Origin of the sequence: Brevibacterium aurantiacum, from assembly GCF_003932995.1 — a bacterium.
GTDB lineage: Bacteria > Actinomycetota > Actinomycetes > Actinomycetales > Brevibacteriaceae > Brevibacterium > Brevibacterium aurantiacum.
The window spans coordinates 502519-527769 of the sequence record NZ_CP025333.1; the positions used below are offsets into that span (position 1 = coordinate 502519).

Consider the following 25251-nt stretch of genomic DNA (forward strand, 5'->3'; position numbering starts at 1 on the left):
CAGAATCGCCAGCAATGACTTCAGAACCCGCAACTGAAACAGCAGACCACCAGATCGCAACGACAATCTCTCACTCCGCAACAACAGTGCCCCAACGCAGAGCTTGGCTTCGCGTCGTCCCCGCAATGTTCCTGCTCGCCTGGGGCGGCAACCACTTCACCCCGCTCGTGCACATGTACGAAGAGGACGGCGGCTACGCGGTCTGGCAGGCGAACCTCCTTCTGGGCATGTACGTCGGGGGACTGATACCGGGACTCCTGGTCGCCTCGGCGCTCTCGGATCGCCGAGGACGCAAGCCGATCCTCGTTGCCGGTATGATCGCCGCAATCGTTGGCAGCGTCCTTCTGGGGCTCGGCTTCGATCTCTTCTGGCTGCTGTGCGTGGGCCGCGTACTCGCCGGGATCGGCGTGGGAGTGGCCATGTCGGTGGGCACGAGCTGGATCAAGGAACTCTCGTCACCACCGTTTGACCACAAGGCCGGAATCACCGCCGGCGCTCGCCGCCCGGCATTGACACTGACTGTGGGATTCGCCATCGGTGCCGCGGTCACCGGCTGCCTGGCGCAGTGGGGACCGATGCCCGAAACGATTCCCTACGCGGTCCACGGGCTGCTGTCCGTCGTGGCGCTGTTCATCGTGTTCACCGCGCCAGAGACCCTGACGAAGGAACGCCGGTCGGCCCATCATTGGTGGCGAGGCCTGCGGATTCCGCTCGTCGGCCACCGCACCTTCGTGCGCCTCATCATCCCCGCCGCACCGTGGGTCTTCGCCGCCGCAGGTGTTGCCTATGCGGTCATGCCCGCTCTGGTCCAGGATGAGCTGGGGGAGTGGACGACCATGTACGCGACCGTGCTGACCGTCGTCACCCTGGGCGCCGGGGCGCTGGTGCAGAACCTCGTCCCACGCATCAACAGGTGGACGGGCGGACGTGCGCTGGTCGTCGGGCTCACGCTCATGACCTTCGGCATGGGCCTTGCAGTCGTCGCGGCGCTCGCAGCTGATCCGATCATGGCCTTCGTCGTCGCCATTGTCCTCGGCATCGCGTATGGCATCTGCGTGGTGGCCGGTCTGGTCATCGTCCAGGCCATCGCCGAGCCGAAAGACCTCGCGGGGATCACCGGCGTCTACTACTCGCTGGCGTACTCCGGGTTCCTGCTGCCCACAGTGCTCGCGGCGCTGCTGCCGCTCATGCCCTACAGCATCTCGCTTGGGGCAGTCGCAGTGATCTGTCTGCTCAGCCTCTCCGCGGTGTCGCTGGCGTCGAAGGCTCGCGCGTAACGCCGTTGCGTCCCTCGCGATAGACAGCGGCGCGAGCACCATTCGATCAGCCGCGGCAATTAGGCTATGAGAATGGAGGTGACAGTGTGAGCCAAGAACCGCCGTCATTGTTTGAGCCTGACGATGTGGGCCGCCCGCTGGCTGATCGACTGCGCCCGGAGTCCCTTGAAGATGTCATCGGGCAAGATCATCTTCTTGGCGACGACGCACCGATTGGGCGGATGGTCGCCGAGCGCAGGCTGGTTTCGATGGTGCTGTGGGGGCCGCCGGGTTGTGGGAAGACAACCATTGCGAGATTGCTGGCCGAACGCACCAACCTCGTCTTCGAGTCGGTCTCAGCCACTTTCTCCGGTGTCGCTGAACTCCGGAAAGTCTTCCAATCGGCAGCCAAACGGCGTGAGATCGGTCAGGGCACGATGCTGTTCGTCGATGAGATCCATCGCTTCAACCGTGCCCAGCAGGACTCCTTTCTCCCCTATGTAGAAGACGGCACGATCGTGCTCGTCGGCGCGACCACGGAAAACCCCAGCTTCGAGCTCAACTCCGCATTGCTGTCCCGCTGTCAGGTATTCGTCCTCAAACGCCTCGACGAGGAAGCGCTGACCACGCTCATCGCACGGGCAGAGGAGGCCATCGCCAAAGAACTGCCTCTTGATGCGCAGGCACGGCATGGCCTGGTGGCAATGGCCGATGGCGACGGTCGCTACCTGCTCAACCTCATCGAGCAGCTCCAAACCGTCAGCGGTGCTCTCGACACCTCCGGCTTAGTCGATCTTGTTCAACAGCGCGCACCCATCTATGACAAGGCCCAAGAGGGGCATTACAACCTCATTTCCGCTCTGCACAAATCAATGCGCGGGTCTGACCCTGATGCTTCGTTGTATTGGTTGGCACGAATGCTCGAGGGCGGAGAGGACCCCCTCTACATCGCCCGACGGCTGGTCAGATTCGCCAACGAAGACATCGCGATTGCCGACCCGCAAGCCGTCCAACAAGCGCTGGCGGCATGGGATGTGTTCGAGCGGCTCGGCTCCCCAGAAGGTGAACTCGCGATCGCCCAGGCCGTCGTCTACCTTGCAACCGCACCGAAGTCCATCGCCGTCTACCGTGGATTCAACGCCGCGAAGAAGCTCGCGAAACAGACCGGCTCCCTCATGCCTCCAGCAAATATTCTCAACGCCCCGACGAAGCTGATGAAGAACCTCGGCTACGGGGAGGGTTACGAGTATGACCCGGACAGGCCGGGGGGCTTTTCCGGTGCGAACTACTTTCCCGAGGGCATGGAACCGGAGAAGGTGTACCGACACACCAGCAACGGTTACGAGCACATCATCGCGAAGCGTCTGACCGAGTGGGATCGGATGCGTGCTGAAAAACGTCAGCACGAAGGTCGCGCCGACAATGACCCGTCAGACGATGGGGACACATGAACAAATAACGGATGGGCGCAGGCGCCATTCCATCCGCAGGCTTGTAGAGTGGACAACGTTCGCATCGATGCAAGAGGAGCTATCAACAATGTTCGGACGACAGCGTCAGCACCAATCACAGGCGGTCAGCGCCTTCATCGACATCATGGGCAGTCGTCATGTGCTCACCTCCGCCCGGGCGACGGAGCCCTTCGCCAAAGGCAATCGCTTCGGCGGCGGCAGTGTGCTCGCGGTCCTCAAGCCGGGCAGCCTTGTCGATATGTGGCGGGCTCTGCAGGTCTGCGTCGATCACGATCTCATCGTCATCCCACAGTCGGCGAACACCGGCCTGACCGGAGGTTCGGGTCCCGGCGATCAGGACTACGATCGTGAGATCATCATCATCTCCACCCTGCGCATCAACCAGATCCATCTCATCAACGATGCTCGTGAGGCCGTGTGTCTGGCCGGATCCACGCTGTACGAACTCGATGACAAGTTGGCACTTCACGGGCGTGAACCCCACTCGGTGATCGGTTCGTCCTCAATCGGTGCTTCGGTCGTCGGCGGCATCGCGAACAACTCCGGCGGCAGTCAGATTCGCAAGGGCCCGGCCTTCACGAAGCACGCGATCTTCGCCCGGGTCGATGACGAGGGCAAGGTCGAACTTGTCAATCACCTGGGCATCAGCCTCGGCGATGATCCGGCCCATATCCTCGACAGACTCCAACGCGGCGAATGGGACGAAGCCGATGTCACGCCGCCCCCGGAAGACAGTCTCGATACCGAATACAGCGAGCAGGTCCGCGAAATCACCGATTCTCCTGCCCGCTACAACGCCAACCCGAAGTTCCTCCACGAGGCATCAGGGTCAGCCGGCAAACTCATGGTCTTCGCCGTGCGCACGCGGACCTTCCCCAAGCAGAAGGATTCGACGACCTTCTACGTGGGCACCAACAGCCCCGCCGAGCTCGAGGCCCTGCGCCGGGCGATCCTGACTTCGGACATGCCGCTGCCGATCTCCGGTGAGTACATGGGACGGCCCTCCTTCGACCTTGCCGAGAAGTACGGCAAGGACACGTTCGTCTCCGTCAAGCACGCCGGCAGCCGCGAACAGATCAAGCTCTTCGCGTTGAAGAACTGGGCGAACGGGGTGTTCGCGAAGCTGCCCTTCTTCGGACAGACCGTTGCCGATTCCATTGCGCAGGGTGCCTTCAGCTTGCTGCCGCAGCAGCTGCCGGACCGCATGCTTGAGTACCGCGATCGCTTTGAACACCATCTGCTCCTCGTCGTCAGCGGCGACCAGAAGCAGAGGACCGAGGAGTTCCTCACGACCTTCTTCGCCGAGGTGGGGCATGACGGTGACTTCTTCATCTGCACTGCCGATGAAGCTCAGTCCGCCATGCTCCACCGCTTCGGTGCCGCCAGTGCCGCCACACGCTACTTCAATCTCCACCGTGACGAGTCCTCGGAGATGATCACCTTCGACGTTGCGCTGACACGCGATGACGAGGATTGGCTCGAGGTGCTGCCAACGGAGATCTCAGACCAGCTGCACATCAGTTCCTATTACGGCCACTTCTTCTGCCACGTCCTCCATCAGGACCATGTGGCGAAGAAGGGTGTTGACCCGGTGGCGTTGAAAAAGCAGATGATGGCGCTGCTCGAGGAACGTGGAGCCGCCGTGCCCGCCGAGCACAACTACGGTCGCCTCTACCAGGTGCCGCCGGAGATGGAAGCCCACTTCAAGGAACTCGACCCCTGCAATGTCTTCAACCCGGGCGTCGGCGAGACCTCACCGCACAAGAACTGGGCCTGAGGCGCACTCCGCGCATCGCTCGCATTCTTGGCATCTCGTGCGTCCGTCGCCGCAAACAGCAAAAACACCCCGGTGCGCCGGGGTGTTTTCGCGTTAACGGTGACGGACGCTCAGGCAGTGATGCGAAGTGACGTTGCCGCGAAGAAGAGCAGTGATGCCCGCCGTGGGCCCGGCAGTCGGTTGAACAGATGCCCACACCGCCGAGGTGGGTCAGTCCTCGTCTTCGATATCTGCCGCCGCGGCCGCTTCGGCACGGGCCTGCTTGATTTTGCGTATGCGAGAGAACGTCATGAGGGTGATCGTAGCGATGAAGCCGACCGTCGCACCGATGACGATGGCGTACGTGCTGGTTGCAGCACCGAGTGTGGTGCTTGCTCCCATGCCGGCATCGATGAGCGGATGGCCCTCACTCATGTGGAAGACAATCGCACTGACCCAGACAATGGCGAACACCGCGCCGGCGATGTTGCCGACGATCAGCCGTTTCGCTGAGACGCGGGCCATGGACATCGCGAAGTCCACATTCTCGCGCTTGCAGTACCCCGAAATGGCGCTGCTGGTCACGATGGAGCCGAGGATGATAAATGCACTCCACAATCCCGCGCCGAGAACTGCGAAGATGAGTCCGAGCGCGAAGAACACGTAGGTGGAGACGACGGCCCCCAGCGTATACGCGCGCAGGATGACGTCGCGCTCGCGTTCATCACCCATCGACGGGTCGTTGAAGCCTGCGATCTTGTCGGCGAGTTCGTTGCTGCGGTTCTTCCTGTCGCTGCTGTTGTTCATTATGCTTCCTCCTGAAGTGAAAAGATTTCTTCCACTGTGGTCTCCAGCGAACGGGCGATGCGCAGTGCCAGATAGACGCTGGGTGCGTAGTCGCCGCGCTCGGTGGCGATGATCGTCTGACGCGAGACGCCGGTGCGTTGGGCAAGTTGGGCCTGCGTGAGACCGGCGGCCTTGCGGACGTGCTTGAGATTCGAAGTCTGAACGTCCATCCCGTTTCCTGATGTCAACTATTATTTACATAAAAAGTAAAACATCATTGACATGCCACGTCAAGAATCTTTGACATTTGGCGGCCATCACTACCGGTAACGGCACAACCTCCCGTTGCAACGCGGTGTTTTGATGCTCGTGGTGCGTGGTGCGTGGTGCGTGGTGCTCGCCCGCGAGCGCGATGGGCCTCTCGCCGAGTTGGACTGGCTGGTGCTCGGGGTTCCACGGTTCGAGCGTGGGGCCCGGCCCCGTCGGGCTCTTCAGTCTGCTCGTCTGCGCAGAAGGATCACTCCGTCGGCCCTCGCTCTCTAACCCTTCAGCGACACGTTCCGTCCGGGTCGGTTGACCCGCACCTCGTGACTCGACCGCTTCGGGTTGAGCAGTTTGAGCAGCGACAGCGCCAAGAGAGCACCGACGATGGCACAGCCGGCCGGCAGCAGCATCGCCGTCTTCGCATTCGCGGCGTCGATGATGTTGCCGGCGAGGGCCGATCCGAAGGCGACACCGAAGCCCAAGGATGTGCCCAGCCAGGCGAAGGCCTCAGTCAGACGCCTCGGCGGTGCCAGTGCTTCGATGACGGAGTTGGCGCCGATGAGGCTCGGGGCGATCGTGAAGCCGACGATGAACAGGATGATCGTATAGGAGACCATTCCCTGGGCCAGCATCATCGAACACGCGCCGATGGCCAGCAGGGCAACGGTGACGCCGAAACGGTGATGGGTTGCAGAGTTCCAGTTCCTCGACCCGTAGAGCGCACCGGCGATGAGTGAGCCCAGGGCGAAGGCGCTGAGCAGGATGCCGGCCAGGGACTTCACACCCTGCTCGTCGGCGAAGGCCACGGCGATGACGTCGATGGCGCCGAAGTTCACACCCAGGAACACATTGACGATGATGATCGTGAAGATCCCCGGATTGGAGAACACGTGCCCGCGAGCCTCTGTGGTGCGTTCGATCGGCGGGGGCTCGGTCGACTTTTGGATGTAGAGCAGAGCCGAGCCGATCCCGGCGGTGAGCATCGAGAGGATGATGCCTGCCGGGGGGAACACGGCAGTGGCGAGCACGGTGGCGACGACGGGGCCGGTGACGAAGAGCAACTCATCGGCGACGGACTCCCAGGAGAAGGCGGTCTGCAGCTTTTTCGGCGAATCCACGATGTGTGACCAGCGCGAACGCACCAGCGACCCGACGGAGCCGACAGTGGCACCGCCGATTCCGGCGAAGACGAAGATGAGGCCCACCCACCAGTCTGCGTAGACGGAGACGATGAGCATCGAAAGCGCCACGAGGTGGGTGATGACGATGGGCACCATGACGGTGGCTTGGCCACGACGGTCGACAAGGCGCGCGATCCCGGGGCCGGCAAGAGCTTGGACGATCATGTACACGGCGGCGACGATGCCTGCCAGACCATAGGAGCCGCTGACGCCCTGGATGAACAGAACGATTCCCAGGCCCAGAACTGCGATGGGCATACGTGCAACAAGACCGGCCAAGGAGAACTTGAGAGCACCGGGAAGAGACAGAATTTCCCGATAGTTGTTGAACACCAGCAAAGTCTACCTAGCGCATGAAGCGTCCACTATACGGATACGACGTTGTTACCGGTGAGTCGAGTCACCTCGGCGACGGTCATTCGAGTCGCAGGCGAGCGATCAACCCAGGTCACAGGCAAGACACACCCGCGCACCGGGGCAAGGTGTCCGGGGGAATGTAACAAAAGCTATATAATTGCTGATATTGCAATCCTCTCCCGCCGGCACCCACGCCGCATTGACTGAAACCCGGAGTGCCGATGTCAGACCACAGCAGTTTCGATGATCTGTTCGACAGCCAGGAAGACCGACCGCAGCGTCCCAAACGCAAAAAGAAGAAAGTGTGGCGCAAGATCCTTGTCGCCCTGCTCGTCATCGTCATCCTCGGCGTGCTCGGTGTAGGCCTCTACCTGTGGAACGTGGGTCGGACCTTCGACAACAACGCGAACAAGCTCACCGACGAGCAGATCTTCGGCACGCAGCGTCCTGACGATCAGAAGGAAGACGGCGGCACGAATATCCTGCTGCTGGGTTCCGACGAACCCATGGACCAGGTCGACGTCAACGACTCTCGCGGACTGCGCTCGGACACGATCATGGTCATGCACATCCCGGAGTCCGGATCCGATGTCCAAGTCATGTCGATCCCGCGTGACAGCTGGGTCGACATCGAAGGCCATGGCAAGGCCAAGATCAACTCGGCACTCTCAACCGGTGGCCTGCCCCTGGCCGTGTCGACGATCTCGGACTTCATCGGCACGGAACTCGACCACGTCGCGATCATCGACTTCGAGGGCTTCAAGGCACTGACCGACAGCCTCGGCGGAGTGACCGTGAACTCCGAGCAGGCGTTTGAGAAGAACGGCTACACCTTCACCAAGGGAGAGAACGTCCTCGACGGTGACGAGGCGCTGACCTTCGTGCGCGAACGCAAGTCCTTCCAGGACGGCGATTTCCAGCGCGCCCGCAACCAGCAGGCCTTCATCCGGGGACTGACCAACGAGATCATCTCCGCAGACACACTGTCGAACCCGAAGAAGATCCAGAACATGGTCAAGGACTTCTCTCCGTATATGTACGTCGACTCCGGTCTCGACGCGCAGTACATCTCTGCCACGGCCTTCGCGATGCGCGACGTCCGCCCCGGTGACATCGAGTTCTTCACCTCCCCAACCGCGGGAGTCGGAACCTCGAGTGACGGTCAGTCGATCGTCAACGTCGACGAAGAGGAACTGAAGAAGGTCCAGGACGCGTACAAAAACGACACCCTCGATGAGTACGTCCAGAACGCTCCGGAGTCGCACCTGTAAACGTCAGACCAGATACCTCGCCGAGGTGGCCCCGCCCACCCGTGCACGTGAAGAACCCCGCCCCCTGAGTTCTCAGGGGCGGGGTTCTTCGCACCCGTATCGGGTGATGTCGCCTCAGTTGCCGAACTGGACCTTGTGGACTCCGTGGGGTGCGCCCCATTCTCCGCCGTTTGACACCTCTTCGTTGGCGACACCGACGGACATGGTCTCTCCCGTCACGGTGTTCTCATAATCCGAATAGATGGTGCCCGCAGCTCCGTCGCCGCCCGTCCTCACCCAATGTGTTGCATTCTTCGAGCCGTGCTCGTTCAGAGCCTCGACGACCTGCGGTGAGGCAAAGGCTTCGACCCGCTCCGAGTTGTCTGCACCCCAGGCTCTGACTAGCTCATCGGCGTAGATGCCGGTGTCGGTGGGAAAGTGAACCGATTGCGGTGCGGCGTCGGCGGCTGAGCTCGTACCCTCTGCGGGCGCGGGTGCCGCCAGTGCGGGGCCACTGGCCAGGCCGATTCCTGCGAGGCCGGCGACGGCTGCGATTCCCAGAGCTGCTGCGCGATTGCGAATGGTGGTCTTCATAGTGTTGATCCTTCTTCTTCGAGGGGCGTCTTCGCTGTGTGATGCCTGCGGTGAGTGTGGTCACCGGAGCGGTGACACCTCATCGACGCCTGCCAGTATTGCGGTCGGACTTGAAGTCAGGACCACACTGCCTGGGAGAAAACTCGGAGAGGGTCACAGCCTGGAGACGAGCTGTCTGCAATCCTGCGGCGGTCGCGCAAGCGCGCGGAATCCATAGGATCCATACGACAACGAATATTGCCTGATGACGCGGTGCGAACGACTGCTTGGCGGTGTCGACCAGACTGTGACACACGGTTGTTGCAGAGCGCTGTTTGCTACGTTTTCGTCTGCACAGTGAAACCCAATCGTGACCGGACCTCGCCGAGGTGGTTCTTCGTTCTCGTCGGACGTGATCCGGGCCATATGAAGACTGGGGTCGAGGCCCTAGAGTGGGCTCTGAGATTCATCCCATTCGTCACTTGGAGGAAGTGGACGATCCGAGCAGAGAGCGGAGGCCCGCATGACCTACGTGATCGCGCAGCCGTGCATCGATGTCAAGGACAAGTCGTGTGTCGACGAATGTCCTGTCGATTGCATCTACGAAGGTGAACGCAGTCTCTACATCCATCCCGACGAATGCATCGACTGCGGTGCCTGCGAACCGGTCTGCCCCGTCGAGGCGATCTTCTATGAAGACGATGTCCCGGAGGAATGGGCGGACTACTACACCTATAACGTGGACTTCTTCGACGAGCTCGGTTCGCCGGGAGGCGCTGCAGCCCTGGGCAACACCGGCCGGGACCACCCAGCCATCGCCGCTCTGCCGCCTCAAAATCAGGACGTCGAGCTGTAACCAGCTGGTGGCTGGGAGCCGCTTCGGGCTACTCCAGCACCCCATCCACCAATGTCCGAGCGTCGTGCTGGACGGCCCGCAGATGGTCCTCATCGCGCAGTGACTCGGCGTAGATTTTGTACACGTCCTCCGTGCCGGAGGGTCGCACCGCGAACCAGGAGTTCTCGGTCGTGACCTTGAGCCCGCCGATGGGGGCATTGTTTCCCGGCGCCGAGGTGAGTGTTGAGGTCACCGATTCACCGCCGACGGTCGTCGCCTTCACCTGGGAGGCGTCGAGTGCCCCCAGCTTCGCCTTCTGCGCGCGGGTGGCCGGGGCATCCTGGCGGGCGTAGGCGCTTGTGCCGAAGTTCGCGGCCAGTCCCGCATAGCGCTGGGAGGGAGTCTGCCCGGTCTTCGCGGTCATCTCCGCGGCCAGCAGGGCCATGATGATGCCATCCTTGTCAGTGGACCAGACTTTGCCGTTGCGGCGCAGGAACGATGCGCCGGCAGATTCCTCGCCGCCGAAGGCAAGGGTTGAGTCGAGGAGTCCGGGGACGAACCACTTGAAGCCGACGGGAACCTCGAACAGTTTGCGGCCATGGGCGGACACGATGCGGTCGACGATGGAGGAGGTGACCAGCGTCTTGCCGATGCCGGCGCTGGTGGACCATTCAGGTCGGTTGTCGAGCAGGTAGTCGATGGTGGTCGCCAGATAGTGGTTGGGGTTCATCAGACCAGCGTCGGGGGTGACGATGCCGTGGCGGTCGGCATCGGCGTCATTGCCTGTGGCGATGTCGAAGTCGTTGCGGGAGGCGATGAGCCCGGCCATGGCGTAGGGCGAGGAGCAGTCCATGCGGATGTTCTCGTCCCAGTCCAGGGTCATGAATGACCAGGTGGGGTCGATCTCTGGGTGGACGACGGTGAGGTTGAGGTCGAAGTCCTCGGCGATGGCGGCCCAGTAGTCGACGCTGGCTCCGCCCAGAGGGTCGGCACCGATGTGGATGTCGGAGCTGCGGATGACGTCGAGGTCGATGACCGACTCGAGGTCCTCGGTGTAGTTGGCGATGAAGTCGAAGTTCTCGGTGTTCTCCAGATGGAAGGCCCGCTGGAAGCCGGTGCGTGGGATCTTCTCCCACCCTGCTTCGAGATAGGAGTTCGCGCGCTCGGCGATCCACGTCGTCGTCTCCGACCCAGCCGGGCCACCGTGCGGTGGGTTGTACTTGATGCCGCCATCGGAGGGCGGGTTGTGGCTGGGAGTCACGATGATGCCGTCGGCCTGCGCATCCGTTGCGGTCTTGCCCGCATTGAAGCCGAGGATCGCGTGGGAGAGCACCGGCGTGGGGGTGAAGCCGTCACGCTCATCGATGAGCGCGGGCACCTCTGCTGCGGCGAGCACCTCGAGGACGGTGAGGAACGCGGGTTCGCTCAGGGCGTGGGTGTCACGGCCTAGGAAGATGGGCCCGTGGATGCCCTGTTTCTTCCGGAAGTCGACGATGGCGGCGGTGATCGCTGCGATGTGGGCTTCGTTGAATGCGCGGTTGAAGCTCGAGCCGCGGTGCCCCGAAGTCCCGAAGCTCACGGCCTGCGCGGGCACGGAGGAATCGGGGACGAGATCGTAATAGGAATCAAGCAGTGCGGAGATATCGACGAGATCCCTGTCCTGGGCCAGCTGGCCGGCGCGAGTAGTCATAGTTCTACCTTGCCAAATCCCAGCCACCCCGCACAGTTGTGTCCACGGAGTTCCCGCATCGTGGACGGTTGCTGTTCACGCCCGGCAGGTTTCAGCCGTGAGCAGCCCCTACTTCACCCAGGGTTCCTCGCCGGTCTCGGAGACGATCGGCTTGCCGTGGTCGAGGTTCCAGGACCCCATACCGCCGGCGACGTTGATGGCATCGAAGCCGTTGTTCGTCAGCCAGGCCACGGCGCGGTGGGAGCGGCCGCCGGTGCGGCAGATGATGTACATGTCGTCATCGAGGGGGAGATCGTCGAGCCGGGTCGGCAATTCGCCCAGCGGCACGTGCAGCGCGCCCTCGATGTGCCCGGCCTCCCATTCGTCGTCCTCACGAACGTCGATGATGGCAGCGCCTTCGGGGATCTCTGTCACGGAGACTGATTCTTCATCCATGGCCTCAGTCTAGGCATGAGCATATTCGCTGTGCATCCCGCGACCGTCGACAGCTTCGTCGAGCACAGCATCCAGTCTGATTGAGAACGGGACGCACGTATCTGACCTCGAGTGAATCATTGTCTGATGGTTGCCTGGCAAACCTGGAAACTTCTCTACGCCCTCTTCTGTTGTCGGCGGCCCCGTGTGAGACTTGGGGCAAGAATCGTCTGTGAAGGGAATGTTGATGAGCAGCAGAGACATAAGCAACGAATCCACCGGCGAGAAGAAGGCACGCGATGCCGCGGCGAAGCTCGACGAGGCGACAGAGCCACTGGGCGGCACCTCCGAAGTCGATTCGCAGACGCAGGTCGGCTACACCGAAGAGAACGTCGAAGACCGCGCCCAGGATACGGCCGCTGACATCGGTGTGACCCTCCACCGCAACCCCGACGGCTCACATACGGCCGTTGATGAAAGCGCTGTGAAGGCTGCTGAGAGAGAATCCGATGCGAGCCCAGCAGCAACGGGCAACACGACGCATCAAGCGGGTGTGGGGGCTGACACTGGGTCCCTCGAGCAGAAGGACGTCGTGAAGATCCTCCGCGACAGCGGCTATGTGATGCTCACGACCGCCCTCGATGACGGCAAGCTGCTCGCCCATCCGATGGTGCCCCAAGAGGTCACCGACGACGGTGACGTGTGGTTCTTCATCGGTCTGCAGGGCGACCAAGCAACAGCACTGCTGCAGAATCCGCAAGTCAATATCGCCGTCTCCGAGGCGGGCAACTGGCTCTCGGTGGCCGGTCGGGTCGACTTCGTCGATGATCAGGCCAAGCTGGCGAAGTTGTGGAACAAGGAAGCTGCCACCTGGTTCGACGGTGGACTCAATGACCCGGACCTCGGGCTCATCAAGGTCACGGGAGAATCCGCACAGCACTGGGGTCTCAAGGGCGGCAAGGTCGCTGGCTTGGCCCAGATTGTCAAGGCCAAGGTCACGGGACAGCGCACCGGGGGAGGCAGCAGCACCACAGAACTCTGAGCCCAGGCCGTGTTGACCACTGCCGCGTCTCATCTCACACCACACTTCGCAGCTTGCGGTCTAGCATGGAGACATGGCAAAGACGATCGTCATCATCGGTGCAGGGCTGGCCGGAATCACCGCCGCCCGGGAGCTCAGCGAACGCGGTCAGGCGGTCACACTCGTCGATCCGGCCGCGGGGGAGACCAGCGAACGGCCCCCACTGTCGAAGCACCTCTTCGACGACTCCAGGTACCACCTGCCCTTCCATCTCGAGGCAAGTGACCTCATCACCTTCGTCCGTGACAAGGCCACAGAGATCACCCTCGCCGAGGTGGCCGACCAGTCCCAGCAGGCCGGCACCGTTCACCTGGCGTCGGGGGAGACCCTGGACTTCACCCACTGCATTCTCGCCACAGGCATGGAGGCGAACCGACCGGAGATCCCCGGATACCCGGACGCCCTGCCCGTGTACAACCTGACCGAAGCTGAATGGATCCGAAAGTTCGTTGCCGAATCCGATGGACCATTGAACGTCGGAGTCCTCGGCTCCGGATACTTAGGCATGGAAGTGGCGACCTCGGCGGTCGCTGCCGGACATGAGGCCACCGTCTATCTGCGCGGTGATGAACCTCTGCGGAAACAGCTCTCAGCACACGTGCGCACGGCACTGTTTGAAAAGCACAAAGACGCCGGTGTGAAGTTCGTGGCCCACACCAGCAGCCCGGACGACATCCCGGCAGATACTCACAACCTGTTCGTCACCAGCGTCGGTGCTCGCCCGGCTCTGATTCCCATCGATGGCGTTCGACCCGCCGAGGCGTGGGAGGTGAATGAGAAATTGGCAACATCTCACGCCGGAGTCTGGGCTGCGGGTGATTGCGCACTCATCACCGACGGAGCCTTCGCCCTCGACCACCCGTGGGCATGTGAGCCCGTGGCTGAGAGCCACGGCAGGTACCTTGCCGAACTGCTCAGCTCCGACGACGGCGGCACCGGCGAACCCTGGTCGGATATCCCGTGGCACTGGAGTTTCCAAGGCCCAGAAAAAGTCTTCACTGCAGGTCTGACCAGCCCCGATGCCACAGATACGCTCATCAGGCACGATCCCAGCGGCAAGAAATTCCAGGTCTTCCATTTCGACGGATCAGCCCCAGACGCACAGCTCGTTGGTGCCGAGACGCTCAACTGGCCTCCTCTGCAAGCCGCGGCTCGTCGCGTACTAGCGGGTAATAACATTCCGACGAGGGCTCAGATCGAGGACCCCGACTTCGACTTCAAGGCTCATAGCCGACTGTGAGAATCGGCTACCCTCATCACGTAGACTTCCTGATGTTCGCCCCAGTCGCCGACGAGAGAAACTTCTGTACATGGATATGGCTAAGCTAGCTGAGGAGCATGGGCTCGAAAGAGTCGGCGGGCGGCCATCACTGCCCCAGTACATCAAGCAGCTGATCACTCGCAGCGACTTCACCTTCACTCTCGCTAAGTACAAGATGCAGAGTGAGAACGAACGCAACCGTCTCGGCATGCTCTGGGTGCTGCTGCGACCGGCGTTCTCAGCACTCATCTACGGCACGGTTTTCGGTGTCATCATGCAGGGCGCCACTGCGCGCCCGGATGATTTCGCTCCCTTCGTCGTCATCGGCGTCTTCGTGCTCGAGTTCTTCAACACCTCGATGAACGGCGGTGCGAAGTCGATCATCTCGAACGCATCCCTTGTGCAATCCCTGCCGTTCCCGCGTATCGTGCTGCCCATCGCCACGGTGTTTCAGAATCTCCTCAACTTCATCCCTACCTTTATCTTCATGGCGCTGTTGGTCGTATTGTTCGGTGCCCGGCCCGACTGGGATTGGTTCCTTTTCATCCCGCTGGTCATCCTGTTCTGGATCTTCAACCAAGGCGTAGCGTTCATCTTCGCGCGGGCCACCGTCCACTTCCGTGACCTTTCCCAGGTCACACCCTTCATTTCGCGCATGATCTTCTACACCTCGGGTGTCTTCTTCGACCTCAAGGTCATGGTCGAAAAGATCAATCCCGCGCTGCAGCCCTACGCTGACTGGCAGCCGCTGAACAATGTGCTGGCGATCGCTCGTGGCATCTTGATGAAGGACGGAGTCATTCCCTACGACTACTTCTGGCACCTCGCCATCTGGGCTTTCGGTATTTTCGTCATCGGCTTCGTGTTCTTCTGGCAGGCCGAGGAAAGGTTCGGTCGCGATGAGTGAGACGGAAGAACCGGAAACGTTCGATACAGGCAGTCTTCCTGACGTGACGAGGAACAACCCGCCCGTCGTGGTCTGCGACGACGTCCACGTCCGTTACAAGACCTTGGCGACGGGCAAGAAGCTCAAGCTCGGCAGCAAAGACGTGATGACGAAGCGGCGCGGGCTCCGAGAAGTCCATGCCCTCAAGGGCGTCAGCTTCGTCGCCCACAAAAACGAATCCATCGGAATCATCGGCAGCAACGGCTCCGGTAAATCCACGCTCATGCGTTCGATCACAGGCCTGACGCCCACCTCGGAGGGTGCGATCTACGCGACCTCGAGGCCGAATCTCCTCGGTGTCGGAGCAGCGTTGATCCCTGACCTCTCCGGTGCGCGCAACATCGTTCTCGGTTCCCTGGCTCTTGGTCTGACCCGCGCCGAGGTGGAGGAGAAGTTCGACGATATCGTCGAGTTCACCGGACTGCGCGATTTCATCGATCTGCCCATGCGAACGTACTCCTCAGGCATGTCCCAGAGGCTGAAGTTCGCCATCGCGACCTCTGTCCAGCACGAGATCCTCATCGTCGATGAGGCGCTCAACGTCGGTGACAAGAAGTTCCGCGACCGGTCCGAGGGGCGAATCCGTGCGATCAGAGAGAACGCCGGTACGGTCTTCCTCGTCTCGCACTCGATGCGCACGATCAGAGACACCTGCAATCGTGCATTGTGGATCGAGCAGGGTGTCCTGCGTGCAGACGGGCCTGCTCTCGAGGTCATCAGGGAATACCAGGCCTTCACGAAGGCACAGAAAGACTGACGTTAGTGTGAATGCGGTTGGGCGCCCGGTTGTTTGAACCGGGCGCGCAACCGCATTCAGTGCTTCGCTGGTGAGATCAGGTTGTCAGTTCCATACGCCGCGAGTGTCGTGAACGATCTTCTGCGCCAAAATCGATTGGTCTAGGTTGACGAATTCGTTGTGGTCAACCAGGAGAAAGACAATGTCGGCTTCCTCGATGGCTTCTCCTGTTGCTGTGAGAGAGACGTTGCTACGAGATTCCAGCTCAGAGGGAAGCTCATCAATGTTCGGCTCGACTGCCAGAATCGTTGCCTCTGGGAGTTCGTCTGCGAGACGGTTGACGATCTGACGTGCGGGGCTTTCCCTCAGGTCGTCGATGTTGGGCTTGAACGCCAGGCCCAGAGCGGCAATCTTCACACCGCTTATCCGCTTAGCCTGGGGGATCAGTTTGTCGAGGACGAATCCTGGCTTGGAGTCGTTGACTTCACGAGCTGTCCTGATCAGCGGTGAGGCCTCGGGCGAGGTTGCAACAATGAACCACGGGTCAACAGCGATGCAGTGTCCGCCGACTCCGGGGCCAGGCTGCAGAATGTTGACGCGGGGGTGGTGGTTGGCAAGCTCGATGAGCTCCCACACGTTGATGTCGAGGCCATCGGCGATCATCGACAGTTCGTTGGCGAAAGCGATATTGACGTCGCGGTAGGCGTTCTCCGTCAGCTTAGACAGCTCAGCAGTGCGAGCATCGGTCATGAGGAACTCGCCCTCGCAGAAGAGCTGGTAGAGGTCGCGGGCGCGTTCGCCGGCGTCGCCATTTAGTGTTCCAACGGTGCGGTCATTCGTGCGTAGCTCGATCATGATGCGGCCAGGTAGGACGCGTTCAGGACAATGGGCGAAATAGATCGATCCTGCTGTATTTGGCTCTAGTGTTAAATCGGGTCGTGAGTCGAGCACAGTATCGGCCAAGAACTCCGTGGTTCCTGGAGGGGATGTTGACTCTAGGACGATGACTTCGTTCCCTCGAAGTAACGGGGCAATCTGTTTAGCCGCAGCTTCGATATAAGTTAGGTCCGGGATGTGCCCTAGCTTAAACGGGGTGGGCACGGCGACGATGTAGTGTTCTGCATGTGGAGTCTCAGTAGTCGCGCGCAAGAAACCTTGTGAGACGGTGCCGGCTAAGGCTGTGGCCAAATCTGGTTCAACGAACGGTACCTGCCCTCTATTGATTAGGGCGACGGTTTCGTTGTTGGTATCCACGCCCACCACGTCTGCTCCTGAACTTGCGAGAACAGTAGCAGTGGGTAAGCCAATGTATCCAAGCCCGATCACTGCAACGGATGGACGCTTATTCTCGCGAACCGACCTCATATTTACCTGCTCCAAGTCGTTGAGGAATATTTCAACACCTGCTGATTCTAGACTGGAAGACGCTACCCTCGACAATTGCAGCGGGGGCCAAGTGAGAGCAGCGATCTGTCAACGAAAGCACGATCCTCCGAGTCGCATCAAATGGGCATTAACCAGGGCCGAAGTGCTATAGCATGGGCAGTATAAACGTGGAAGCGGAATCTTTGTGTTGAGGAGTTTTGATGGGCAATCCCGTTGTGAAGCAGGGGCCAAAAATCATGGTTGTTTACGGGACCCGACCCGAAGCCATTAAAGTCGCTCCTGTAGTTAAAGCGCTCGAGGCTGACGATACGCTCATTCCTCTTGTTGTTGTTACTGCTCAGCACCGCGAAATGCTTGATCAAGTGAACAACGTTTTCAATATTGTTCCGGATGTCGACTTCAATCTCATGGCTCATGGCCAGACCTTAAACGGAATCGCCGGAAATGTCATTACGAAGATCGACGCGGTGTTAGAAGAGCACAAGCCAGATGCAGTTCTCGTCCAAGGGGATACAACCACGGTTATGGGTGCCGCGATTGCCGCCTTCAATCGCGAGATTCCAGTGGTCCACCTTGAGGCTGGTCTTCGTAGCGGTGATATCAACTCACCATTCCCCGATGAAGCTAATCGCAAGATTGTCTCCCAGATCGCCAGGGTCCATCTAGCTCCGACGATGGTCTCTCGGAACAACCTGCTGGCCGATGGGGTGAAACACGAAAATATTCATGTCATTGGAAACACAGTCATCGATGCTCTGCATTGGGCTGTCGCGCGTCCGGTGGAATCTTCCGTTCCTGAGATCGCAGATATCGAGAACGACAAACGGCGTGTGCTTCTCGTGACGACGCATAGGCGCGAGAATCTCGGCGAGAACATGGTCAACATAGGCAAGGCGATGCGCCAGCTCGCCACCGCATACCCAGACCTGCTGATCGTGTGGCCGGCTCATAAGAACCCAAAGGTTCGCACGTCTATCGCCCCGCAAATCGCAGACCTAGACAACGTCATTTCGATCGAGCCAGTCGGGTACGGAGAGTTCTCGCACCTCATCGCGAGCTCACATATCGTACTGACTGACTCTGGCGGCATTCAGGAGGAAGCGCCAAGCCTCGGTAAGCCGGTGCTCGTGCTGCGAGAGAACACCGAACGTCCTGAAGCAGTCGACGCAGGAACGGTCAAGCTCATTGGCACAAACTCGGAGAGAATCGTCTCGGAAGTGTCAAAGTTGCTCGATGATGAGAAAGCATACCGTGTCATGGCTAATGCTGTTAATCCTTATGGCGACGGTCATTCGGCAGGCCGCAGCGTCGATATCCTCAACGAACTTCTAAGCATTCAGAACTGACCGAATCCTTCGGAAATAGCTCAGAAGCAATAGTGTTCGTGTGTAAAACCAAAGGAATGCACATCACTGTTAGCAAGAAGTAGATCGTCGTCGACTGACCACGTGTGTGAGTGATGACCCCGGACCTGTACGAAGTTGAACCGATCGGCGGAGTAGATGCGGGCATCTGCAACGATAAGACGTTGCTGGAGATCCGTATCTTCGCCGAGGGTTCGTTCAGCAAAAGGGTGGTCGATGAAGAGCTCGCGACGTCCCATAAGTGTTGGTCCCATGACCAATTCCGTGAAGCGATGTTCGCGCTCGGGGAAACGACACATAACTATATTCCGACCGCGTAGATAAAGATAGTGCGCCTGTTTGCCTACAAGATCGGTGTGCGAGTACCGCAACGCGGCGAGTTGGTCTGACAGATAGTTTTCACCGTAGATGTCATCGTCATCCATCTTGGCAATGACATCTCCGCTGGCCGCATTGATTCCCCAGTTCAAGCACGTCCCCAGGGTGAGATCGCTGGGCGCCGTTATCACCACCAAGTTGTCGATTCCCTCGTTCTTCGCTCGTGTTTTGATGTCAGAAGGGGCATCGAATCCATGAGTGACCAAGACGAGTTCTCGGTCGGGATGAACTTGCTTGGCGTGGGTCGAGAGGATGTCGGCGAGGTGATTCGGCCGGTTAGTAGAGACGACTGCAGATACCGAAGCAGGTATCGGATCGACATAGCCGATGTCGAGAGAGTCCATGACCGCCATCGCCCGGTGTGTGTAGGTGTGTTCTTGCCAGATACGTCGTTGTGCCTTGTGCACAGTCCGGTCGCGAAGTTCGGGACTGCGAACGAAAGCTCGCAGAGTCAACTCTGCATCCTCCTGTGTCGCGGGCTGCGGTACTTCGTCGACAGGGAAGAACTCTCTAGTCGCTGCGCTGGGAGTGGTGACGACGGGGGTACCGGCCGCAGTGATCTCAAAGATGCGTCTAGCGCACATGCTCGGTGAATCGACAACCGAGTTCACATTTAGGAACACTTTGTAGTTTTTGTATGCCGTCAAGAGATTGCGGTACGGCAGAGAGCCCACAACGTGATCAGCAAGACCATCTGGAAATTGATAACGTTCGTCATTATTGAGGAAGCGAGAGAAAATTTCGAGACCATGTTGCATTCGTCCCGATACTTTTGAGGCGGCTCCAAGCAGTAAGTTCATCTGCTCGCGGCGCTCGGGGAACTTGTGAGCGAAATACATCCCGGCAAACGCGATGTCCCTGGCAGCATGGTTCTTCGCCGGTCGAACGGGGGAGTGGATGACGGGTTGGGCGGCGAATGAAAGCGTCCCCACATTGTCATGTCCCAGTTCATCTTTGTAACGAGAGACGAGTCTCGAATCGCTGGTGAAAACGACGTCGCAAAGTTCGGCCAGCGGGAGGAAATCCTCGAAGTGCGGAGGGTCCTCTTTATTCCAGAACACAGTGGGGACGCCGCGGCGCTTACATTCAGCCAGTAGGTTGATGATGTCAGGCTTCAAGCCAGACTCGCCCGTCAATTGATACTGCCATTCGCCTGAGTTCCCATTCCAAGCAGACTCGATGAAGACGAAGTCCAGAGAATCCAACTGATTGTGCCAACCTGATCTCGAGAGCGCTACCGTCGACCATTCGAAGCTGAAGCTCTCCATAGAGAAATCATCAAGAATAACTCCAACTCGATGGTCTCTGAACGTCGGCGCCGCGTGGGATTCCGGCATTCTGGGGAACAGCTCAGTGAGCTGCGGGTAAGAGAGTCCCTGAGTGTCCAGTGAATGTGGGGATTCGGCAGTCTGCTGTGGCAATCGCCGCCGCTGGTTCCAGATCTTCACCTGTTCGACACCGCCGTCTCGAAAATGCCAAAGAGCAGTCCTCAGTGTGCGAAAAGGCGAGCTAGTCAAGCCTACGTTCCTCTCGGTAGCGTCTAGAAAAGGGTCGAAAACGACAGGCAGCTAGTTCCAATGGGTCAGATCGTTATTGCGGGTGTGGTTGCCCATGCTTTTTCGATTGAAATCCAATCTTGATGCTGCCAGGTCTGCTGTAAGTAAGAATCCTGTCAGAGCCAATAGTACAATCAGAGAGTTGGAACGTGCTGGTTTCAGGACCGAGTCTGGTGCGTGCGTCGAGTGAAATGAGAATTGTGGGAAGCAACTCCAGGCCCATACCTTCACGCACCCCGTGGGCCAAGGGAATCATGTCAATCGTCCGCTCGCTGGCAGACGGCATCATCTTTAGCTTCCTAGTCGTGGCCATGACAGTTGTCCGATACGACTTTGACATGGACCTGGTCAATTTCCTTGGCATGTTCGTGTGTTCAGGAATTGCGCTTCTCGTCTTTCTCGTCTGCGGTCCCCTCGCCGTTTATCGCGGCCGATATCGTCGAGGTTCGACGGATCAGTTCGCCGCAATTGCCGGAATTGTCGCTCTTGGCATCGGAGTCATGTGGGTCGCTGAATTCGTTTTCGCTCGTCAACTGCTGATTCCGACCAGCGTACCCATCGCCGCTGGAGCGATGATGATTGTAGTCAAGAGCCTGGAGAACTGGGTGAGACGCAATCTCCGTCATCGGACGCTTTCCACATCTAGCTCGTCGAGGCCAACGATCATCGTTGGCGCGGGCAGTCAGGGAATGCTTGCGCTGGACATGATCGCCGAAGATCCACGCAACGAGTTTGCAGCGATCGGCATACTCGATGACGATCCAATCAAGCGACACCTGCGATACAACGGCGTTAGGGTGCTTGGCTCCGTAACTAACATCGCGGACCAAGTCGACCGCACTGGGGCCCGCGTCGTGATCATAGCGATCTCCGATCTGCCACCGGAAGACCTTCAACGCATCGCCTCTAACCTCGATTCCCGTCCGGTCGAAATCAAGATCATGCCGAAGCTCGCGGTTTCCGACTACACCCGACCGGAACCAGACTCGCTCGACGTGGCCGACCTCCGGCATCGCAATTTCCGAGACGTCAGTCTTGAGGACCTCGTCGGACGCCAGCCAATCACGACCAATGTTGAGGACATCTCGTCTGCGATCACTGACCGTGTCGTGCTCGTCACCGGAGCCGGCGGATCGATCGGCTCCCAGCTGTGCAAACAGGTTGCCCGGTTCGACCCGGCACGACTCGTCATGACCGACCGGGACGAGTCAGGTCTGCACGCCACCCAGCTCGGACTCGAGGGGTCGGCACTGCTGACCAGTGAGGACCTCGTGCTCGGTGACCTGCGGGACACCGCCTTCATCGATGCCCTCGTAGCTGAGGTCAAACCCGACATCATCTTCCACGCAGCGGCGCTCAAGCACTTAACGTTCCTTGAACGCTTCCCGGAACAAGCCGTACGTACCAATGTCGGTGCCAGCCTCGATCTGCTCGACGCGGCGGTGGCCAACGACGTCGAATCCTTCGTCCACATATCTACGGACAAAGCCGCTGGAGCCACCTCAGTACTCGGGCGCACGAAATTCTCGATCGAACGCGCAGTCGCTTCGGTGGCAGCGGATTCGGGCCGGAAATACATGTCCGTGCGTTTCGGCAATGTGCTGGGCTCCCGTGGATCGGTGCTTGAGACCTTCGTCGCTCAGGTCGCGGCCGGGGATCCGGTCACTGTCACAGATCCAGAAGTCACCCGCTACTTCATGACGGCAGATGAAGCCTGCGAACTAGTTCTTCAAGCGGCGGCCATCGGTCGCCCCGGTGAGACGCTCGTCCTCGATATGGGCGAACCGATCAAGATCAGCGATCTTGCCAAACGTGTCATCGCACTCAGCGGGCGTTCCGACGCACGAATCGTCTACACCGGATTGCGTCCAGGGGAGAAGCTGACTGAGGCACTCTTATCTCCAGGCGAAGAAGACGTCCGTCCCACTCATCCGCTCATCACCCAGGTGCCGATCACCCCAATCGACCTCGGTGCGCTGAGAAGACTCGTCGATGCTTCTCGAGATGCAGGCGTCTACACTCAGCGAACACAACTCGAAGTGGATCTCACCGGTGTCCTTGCTCCGTCGCTGGAGCGCAAGGATCCGGAGATCACTGGTTCTGGTGATAGAGCTAAAGACGTCGGGACCTCCAGCTGATGGATCTGCAGTCGCTGGTGATCTTCGTCGTGGCCGGCGTTGTCACGTCGGTCAGCGCTCTCGTCGCCTTTCCGCTGCTGCGTCGGGCGGGCGTCGTCGATGTGCCGTCCCACCGCTCATCCCATATACAGGCAACCGTGCGCGGCGGGGGAGTCGCCATCGGCTGCGGGATCACCGTGGCGACGGTACTGGCGATGGTCTGGAATGTTACCGAGCATGGCGTATTCGGCCTTGGCAGTATGATGCTCCCCATCGGATTTTTAGTGCTGACCTGGTGCTATTCCGCAATCGGAATGAGCGACGACCTTGATTCGCTGCAGCCGGTCGGCCGTCTGCTCGGACAAGCTGTACTCGCTGTGGTCTTCAGCGCTTGCATCGCGCTGTTCTCCACGCACGGCATCGCCCACGTTCTCGTCTTCGCCGTCATCGGTGTCACGCTGGTCAACGCGGTTAATTTCGTCGACGGACTCAACGGCTATGTCACGACCTGGTCGATCGTCACTGGTGCCTGGTTCGCCTTTGTCGGATACTTCATAGATGAGAACGACGTCGCGCTTCTGTCTTTGGCGTTGGCCGGAGCCGCGGCCGGATTCCTGCCATTCAATCTCGGTCGCGCAAAGGCATTCTTGGGTGATACGGGAAGTTACGGCATCGGTGCTGCGGTCTTCGCCATCGCTGTATGGATGTTCGTAACCGGTGTGCCGATCGTCGTCATCATCGCACCCATGATCTTCATCCTCTTCGACGTCGGGCTCACCCTGGTGCTGCGCCTGTTCAAGGGAGAGAACATCCTCCTTCCTCACCGCCAGCACATCTATCAACGGATCCAACAGGCCGGCTGGTCGCACGGAAAAGTCTCGCTCTTCCACGCTTCGCTGAGCGTCCTCGCCTCTATTCTGGCTGTACCAACCCTGCTCACAGGAAACACTGCGGCAACCTATCCGTCTCATGTGTTCTGGGCCCTTCTCCTGGCCGTCTACGCGCTATTGCCGATGTGGCTGAACCGAAGAGCTTCCAAGGAGGTGTCGCACGCATGAAAATCCTCCTACTCAGCCATTACTACTGGCCCGAAGTCGGTGCACCTCAGAGACGCTGGTCTACCTTGGTCAAACACTTCATAGACCAGGGCCATCAGGTTATTGTTGCCGCTCCTCATCCGCATTATCCGCATTCGAGGCGTGATGAGTTTTTCCGCTCGAAGGTCGGACGCCGTCGCCGACGGGTCGAAGCTAAGCTCGGAGGGTCCTGGGACTTCGGGGAGTTTGGAGAGCGAATCATTCGCGTGCCGTACTTACATAGCGGGCCCACCATGACGAGACAATTGCTTGATCAGAGCGTGGCATCGCTTGGAGCGATCAGCGCTGTTATGCGACTCATGAATGGATTTGCTGTTCCTGATGTGATCGTGTCGACGACACCCGCACTGCCGTATCTCTTCGCCGGTGACGCGGTCGCCCGACTGCTTAACGTTCCCCATGTTGCTGAAGTACGAGACGTTTGGCCCGATCTCATTAGCGATCTGTCAGTTGTGACAAACACGGCGGGTCGATATCTTCCCAGGACCGTCACCGGATTCCTCGAGGAGAAAATATTGCCCAATCTACTCACCCGCGCCCAGCGGCGCGCGAGTGCTGTAGTTGTAACGACCGATAGTTTTCGGCAATGCTTGCAACGACGGGGCATCAACGCCGAAGTAGTCCGTAGCGGCGTCGGCAGGTCGGAGATCGATCAGACTCCGCACGATAAGCCATCAGCGTCAGATGGGGTCAACCTTCTTTATGTCGGTACCGTCGGCCGTTCCCAAGATCTGAGTTCCGCGGTGATCGCTGCCGCTAGAGTTCCGGGAGTCTGGCTCCGCATCGTAGGCGATGGGGTCGACCGACCGAACTTGCAGGCCCTGGCCAGCTCATTGGGTTCGCCGGTTGAATTTTTCGAACAAATCACCGGAGCTGAGCTTGCCCAACATTGGGACTGGGCAGATGCCGGTCTTGTAAGTCTCGGTGATGTACCTGCCCATGCCCGGACTGTTCCTTCCAAGCTCTATTCGCTTTTAGTTCGAAAGATTCCAATATTGGGCATAGTTTCTGGTGAAGCTGCAGATATTATTACGTCGAATTGCGCGGGACTTGTCGCACAACCTGGCAATGTTGACTCGGTAGTCACCTCCATGCAGGCGCTGGTCCAGGGCATCGATAGTCCCGATGAACGAGGCCGACAATGGGTCTTCGAAAATGCGTCAGTTGACGTAATGGGCAGAGAGTATGATCGAATTCTCGAGCTGGTGAGCCGGTGAACCCACGATTCCTCGCCAGACAAGCCGCGAACGCGATCGTCACTACAGCTAACCACGTGCGCGAAGATCGAGTATTCTTCGCTATGCAACTCGCGCGCAGGTTACCGAGTCCAGCGTCGCTAGCAGTCGGTTCGATGCTAAGTCGAGTCCCTGGCGCTTCAACCGGCGCTGCAGCTGCGTGGCTGATGGGGAAAGAGACTACAGCTAAAGAACTCATTCTGTCTGCAGAAGCACAACGCCCTTCCCGGCTCCTCGGGGAGATCGCGCTCAACATAGGC

21 protein-coding genes and 1 pseudogene are annotated in these 25251 nt (G+C 59.6%); 14 read left to right on the top strand and 8 right to left on the bottom strand.

From position 1 onward, the window contains the following. The first annotated feature begins 14 nt into the window (after window positions 1-14). The 3 genes from CXR25_RS02265 (at window position 15) to dld (ending at window position 4505) form a co-directional block, all read left to right on the top strand. Window positions 15-1277 carry an MFS transporter gene (locus CXR25_RS02265; protein ID WP_240516255.1) on the top strand — a complete coding sequence of 421 codons (1263 nt, stop codon included), beginning with the start codon at window positions 15-17 and terminating at the stop codon, window positions 1275-1277. Between the two features lie 86 nt (window positions 1278-1363). Beyond that, a complete protein-coding gene (locus CXR25_RS02270) occupies window positions 1364-2707 on the top strand; it encodes a replication-associated recombination protein A (protein WP_164513925.1) in 1344 nt (447 codons plus the stop codon). A gap of 88 nt (window positions 2708-2795) precedes the next feature. Then, on the top strand, window positions 2796-4505 hold the full coding sequence (gene dld, locus CXR25_RS02275) for a D-lactate dehydrogenase (protein WP_114319494.1): 1710 nt from the start codon (window positions 2796-2798) through the stop codon (window positions 4503-4505). 210 nt (window positions 4506-4715) lie between these two features. On the opposite strand, the gene CXR25_RS02280 is transcribed toward dld, so the two are convergent. The 3 genes from CXR25_RS02280 to CXR25_RS02290 all read right to left on the bottom strand — a co-directional run bounded on the left by CXR25_RS02280 (window position 4716) and on the right by CXR25_RS02290 (window position 7048). Beyond that, complete coding sequence (locus CXR25_RS02280; protein WP_009884586.1) at window positions 4716-5291, bottom strand: hypothetical protein; 576 nt, start codon at window positions 5289-5291, stop codon at window positions 4716-4718. Continuing rightward, window positions 5291-5500: a helix-turn-helix transcriptional regulator gene (locus CXR25_RS02285; protein WP_009884585.1), complete on the bottom strand. Its 210-nt coding sequence runs from the start codon at window positions 5498-5500 to the stop codon at window positions 5291-5293. The genes CXR25_RS02280 and CXR25_RS02285 overlap by 1 nt, the downstream gene beginning before the upstream one ends. A 309-nt stretch (window positions 5501-5809) precedes the next feature. Beyond that, window positions 5810-7048, bottom strand: coding sequence for an MFS transporter (locus CXR25_RS02290; protein ID WP_009884584.1), 1239 nt, complete (start codon window positions 7046-7048; stop codon window positions 5810-5812). A 245-nt stretch (window positions 7049-7293) separates the two neighbouring features. Here CXR25_RS02290 and CXR25_RS02295 point away from each other — a divergent pair, with 245 nt between their 5' ends. Then, window positions 7294-8343 (top strand): LCP family protein, encoded by a 1050-nt coding sequence (locus CXR25_RS02295; RefSeq protein WP_125187678.1) that lies wholly within the window; start codon window positions 7294-7296, stop codon window positions 8341-8343. Between the two features lie 114 nt (window positions 8344-8457). Here CXR25_RS02295 and CXR25_RS02300 read toward each other — a convergent pair whose 3' ends face one another. Continuing rightward, the gene (locus CXR25_RS02300) at window positions 8458-8916 is read right to left on the bottom strand and encodes a hypothetical protein (protein ID WP_069599376.1); all 459 of its coding nucleotides are present in this window, start codon (window positions 8914-8916) and stop codon (window positions 8458-8460) included. Between the two features lie 502 nt (window positions 8917-9418). Between CXR25_RS02300 and fdxA the strand changes: the two genes are divergently transcribed. After that, the gene (fdxA, locus tag CXR25_RS02305; RefSeq protein ID WP_009884581.1) at window positions 9419-9751 is read left to right on the top strand and encodes a ferredoxin; all 333 of its coding nucleotides are present in this window, start codon (window positions 9419-9421) and stop codon (window positions 9749-9751) included. Window positions 9752-9779: 28 nt separating this feature from the next. Here the strand turns inward: fdxA and pgm are convergent, their stop codons facing one another. Beyond that, window positions 9780-11420 carry a phosphoglucomutase (alpha-D-glucose-1,6-bisphosphate-dependent) gene (gene pgm, locus CXR25_RS02310; protein WP_125240352.1) on the bottom strand — a complete coding sequence of 547 codons (1641 nt, stop codon included), beginning with the start codon at window positions 11418-11420 and terminating at the stop codon, window positions 9780-9782. A gap of 108 nt (window positions 11421-11528) precedes the next feature. Continuing rightward, window positions 11529-11855 carry a rhodanese-like domain-containing protein gene (locus tag CXR25_RS02315; RefSeq protein WP_125240353.1) on the bottom strand — a complete coding sequence of 109 codons (327 nt, stop codon included), beginning with the start codon at window positions 11853-11855 and terminating at the stop codon, window positions 11529-11531. A 226-nt stretch (window positions 11856-12081) separates the two neighbouring features. On the opposite strand from CXR25_RS02315, the gene CXR25_RS19185 reads away from it, so the two are divergent. The 4 genes from CXR25_RS19185 to CXR25_RS02335 all read left to right on the top strand — a co-directional run bounded on the left by CXR25_RS19185 (window position 12082) and on the right by CXR25_RS02335 (window position 15879). Further along, window positions 12082-12876, top strand: coding sequence for a pyridoxamine 5'-phosphate oxidase family protein (locus CXR25_RS19185; protein WP_338027629.1), 795 nt, complete (start codon window positions 12082-12084; stop codon window positions 12874-12876). 73 nt (window positions 12877-12949) lie between these two features. Beyond that, complete coding sequence (locus tag CXR25_RS02325; RefSeq protein WP_125240355.1) at window positions 12950-14155, top strand: FAD-dependent oxidoreductase; 1206 nt, start codon at window positions 12950-12952, stop codon at window positions 14153-14155. A 70-nt stretch (window positions 14156-14225) separates the two neighbouring features. After that, on the top strand, window positions 14226-15083 hold the full coding sequence (locus tag CXR25_RS02330; protein WP_125240356.1) for an ABC transporter permease: 858 nt from the start codon (window positions 14226-14228) through the stop codon (window positions 15081-15083). Continuing rightward, the gene (locus tag CXR25_RS02335) at window positions 15076-15879 is read left to right on the top strand and encodes an ABC transporter ATP-binding protein (protein WP_125240357.1); all 804 of its coding nucleotides are present in this window, start codon (window positions 15076-15078) and stop codon (window positions 15877-15879) included. Before CXR25_RS02330 ends, CXR25_RS02335 begins: the two co-directional genes overlap by 8 nt. Window positions 15880-15963: 84 nt before the next feature. Here the strand turns inward: CXR25_RS02335 and wecC are convergent, their stop codons facing one another. Then, window positions 15964-17223, bottom strand: a complete 1260-nt coding sequence (wecC, locus tag CXR25_RS02340; protein ID WP_125240358.1) for a UDP-N-acetyl-D-mannosamine dehydrogenase — start codon at window positions 17221-17223, stop codon at window positions 15964-15966. A gap of 221 nt (window positions 17224-17444) precedes the next feature. Between wecC and wecB the strand changes: the two genes are divergently transcribed. Then, window positions 17445-18590 (top strand): non-hydrolyzing UDP-N-acetylglucosamine 2-epimerase, encoded by a 1146-nt coding sequence (gene wecB / locus CXR25_RS02345; protein ID WP_241212375.1) that lies wholly within the window; start codon window positions 17445-17447, stop codon window positions 18588-18590. A 20-nt stretch (window positions 18591-18610) separates the two neighbouring features. Here wecB and CXR25_RS02350 read toward each other — a convergent pair whose 3' ends face one another. Then, the gene (locus CXR25_RS02350; protein WP_241212376.1) at window positions 18611-20254 is read right to left on the bottom strand and encodes a glycosyltransferase family protein; all 1644 of its coding nucleotides are present in this window, start codon (window positions 20252-20254) and stop codon (window positions 18611-18613) included. Window positions 20255-21042: 788 nt separating this feature from the next. On the opposite strand from CXR25_RS02350, the pseudogene CXR25_RS19270 reads away from it, so the two are divergent. The 4 genes and pseudogenes from CXR25_RS19270 to CXR25_RS02365 form a co-directional block, all read left to right on the top strand. After that, a pseudogene (locus tag CXR25_RS19270) lies at window positions 21043-21429 on the top strand (nucleoside-diphosphate sugar epimerase/dehydratase); the annotation flags it as partial. 54 nt (window positions 21430-21483) lie between these two features. Next, window positions 21484-22680 carry a polysaccharide biosynthesis protein gene (locus CXR25_RS02355; protein ID WP_241212378.1) on the top strand — a complete coding sequence of 399 codons (1197 nt, stop codon included), beginning with the start codon at window positions 21484-21486 and terminating at the stop codon, window positions 22678-22680. Then, a complete protein-coding gene (locus tag CXR25_RS02360) occupies window positions 22680-23717 on the top strand; it encodes an MraY family glycosyltransferase (protein ID WP_125240361.1) in 1038 nt (345 codons plus the stop codon). The genes CXR25_RS02355 and CXR25_RS02360 overlap by 1 nt, the downstream gene beginning before the upstream one ends. Continuing rightward, a complete protein-coding gene (locus CXR25_RS02365; RefSeq protein WP_164513927.1) occupies window positions 23714-24973 on the top strand; it encodes a glycosyltransferase family 4 protein in 1260 nt (419 codons plus the stop codon). The genes CXR25_RS02360 and CXR25_RS02365 overlap by 4 nt, the downstream gene beginning before the upstream one ends. The last annotated feature ends 278 nt before the right edge of the window (window positions 24974-25251 follow it).

What these genes read in the sequence shown, in the direction of transcription:
- CXR25_RS02265 (WP_240516255.1), top strand. Translation starts at nt 15, where the DNA reads ATGACTTCAGAACCCGCAACTGAAACAGCAGACCACCAGATCGCAACG.
- dld (WP_114319494.1), top strand. Translation starts at nt 2,796, where the DNA reads ATGTTCGGACGACAGCGTCAGCACCAATCACAGGCGGTCAGCGCCTTC.
- CXR25_RS02280 (WP_009884586.1), bottom strand. Translation starts at nt 5,291, where the DNA reads ATGAACAACAGCAGCGACAGGAAGAACCGCAGCAACGAACTCGCCGAC.
- CXR25_RS02285 (WP_009884585.1), bottom strand. Translation starts at nt 5,500, where the DNA reads ATGGACGTTCAGACTTCGAATCTCAAGCACGTCCGCAAGGCCGCCGGT.
- CXR25_RS02295 (WP_125187678.1), top strand. Translation starts at nt 7,294, where the DNA reads ATGTCAGACCACAGCAGTTTCGATGATCTGTTCGACAGCCAGGAAGAC.
- CXR25_RS02300 (WP_069599376.1), bottom strand. Translation starts at nt 8,916, where the DNA reads ATGAAGACCACCATTCGCAATCGCGCAGCAGCTCTGGGAATCGCAGCC.
- fdxA (WP_009884581.1), top strand. Translation starts at nt 9,419, where the DNA reads ATGACCTACGTGATCGCGCAGCCGTGCATCGATGTCAAGGACAAGTCG.
- pgm (WP_125240352.1), bottom strand. Translation starts at nt 11,420, where the DNA reads ATGACTACTCGCGCCGGCCAGCTGGCCCAGGACAGGGATCTCGTCGAT.
- CXR25_RS02315 (WP_125240353.1), bottom strand. Translation starts at nt 11,855, where the DNA reads ATGGATGAAGAATCAGTCTCCGTGACAGAGATCCCCGAAGGCGCTGCC.
- CXR25_RS19185 (WP_338027629.1), top strand. Translation starts at nt 12,082, where the DNA reads ATGAGCAGCAGAGACATAAGCAACGAATCCACCGGCGAGAAGAAGGCA.
- CXR25_RS02325 (WP_125240355.1), top strand. Translation starts at nt 12,950, where the DNA reads ATGGCAAAGACGATCGTCATCATCGGTGCAGGGCTGGCCGGAATCACC.
- CXR25_RS02330 (WP_125240356.1), top strand. Translation starts at nt 14,226, where the DNA reads ATGGATATGGCTAAGCTAGCTGAGGAGCATGGGCTCGAAAGAGTCGGC.
- CXR25_RS02335 (WP_125240357.1), top strand. Translation starts at nt 15,076, where the DNA reads ATGAGTGAGACGGAAGAACCGGAAACGTTCGATACAGGCAGTCTTCCT.
- wecC (WP_125240358.1), bottom strand. Translation starts at nt 17,223, where the DNA reads ATGAGGTCGGTTCGCGAGAATAAGCGTCCATCCGTTGCAGTGATCGGG.
- wecB (WP_241212375.1), top strand. Translation starts at nt 17,445, where the DNA reads ATGGGCAATCCCGTTGTGAAGCAGGGGCCAAAAATCATGGTTGTTTAC.
- CXR25_RS02350 (WP_241212376.1), bottom strand. Translation starts at nt 20,254, where the DNA reads ATGGAGAGCTTCAGCTTCGAATGGTCGACGGTAGCGCTCTCGAGATCA.
- CXR25_RS02355 (WP_241212378.1), top strand. Translation starts at nt 21,484, where the DNA reads ATGCCGAAGCTCGCGGTTTCCGACTACACCCGACCGGAACCAGACTCG.
- CXR25_RS02360 (WP_125240361.1), top strand. Translation starts at nt 22,680, where the DNA reads ATGGATCTGCAGTCGCTGGTGATCTTCGTCGTGGCCGGCGTTGTCACG.
- CXR25_RS02365 (WP_164513927.1), top strand. Translation starts at nt 23,714, where the DNA reads ATGAAAATCCTCCTACTCAGCCATTACTACTGGCCCGAAGTCGGTGCA.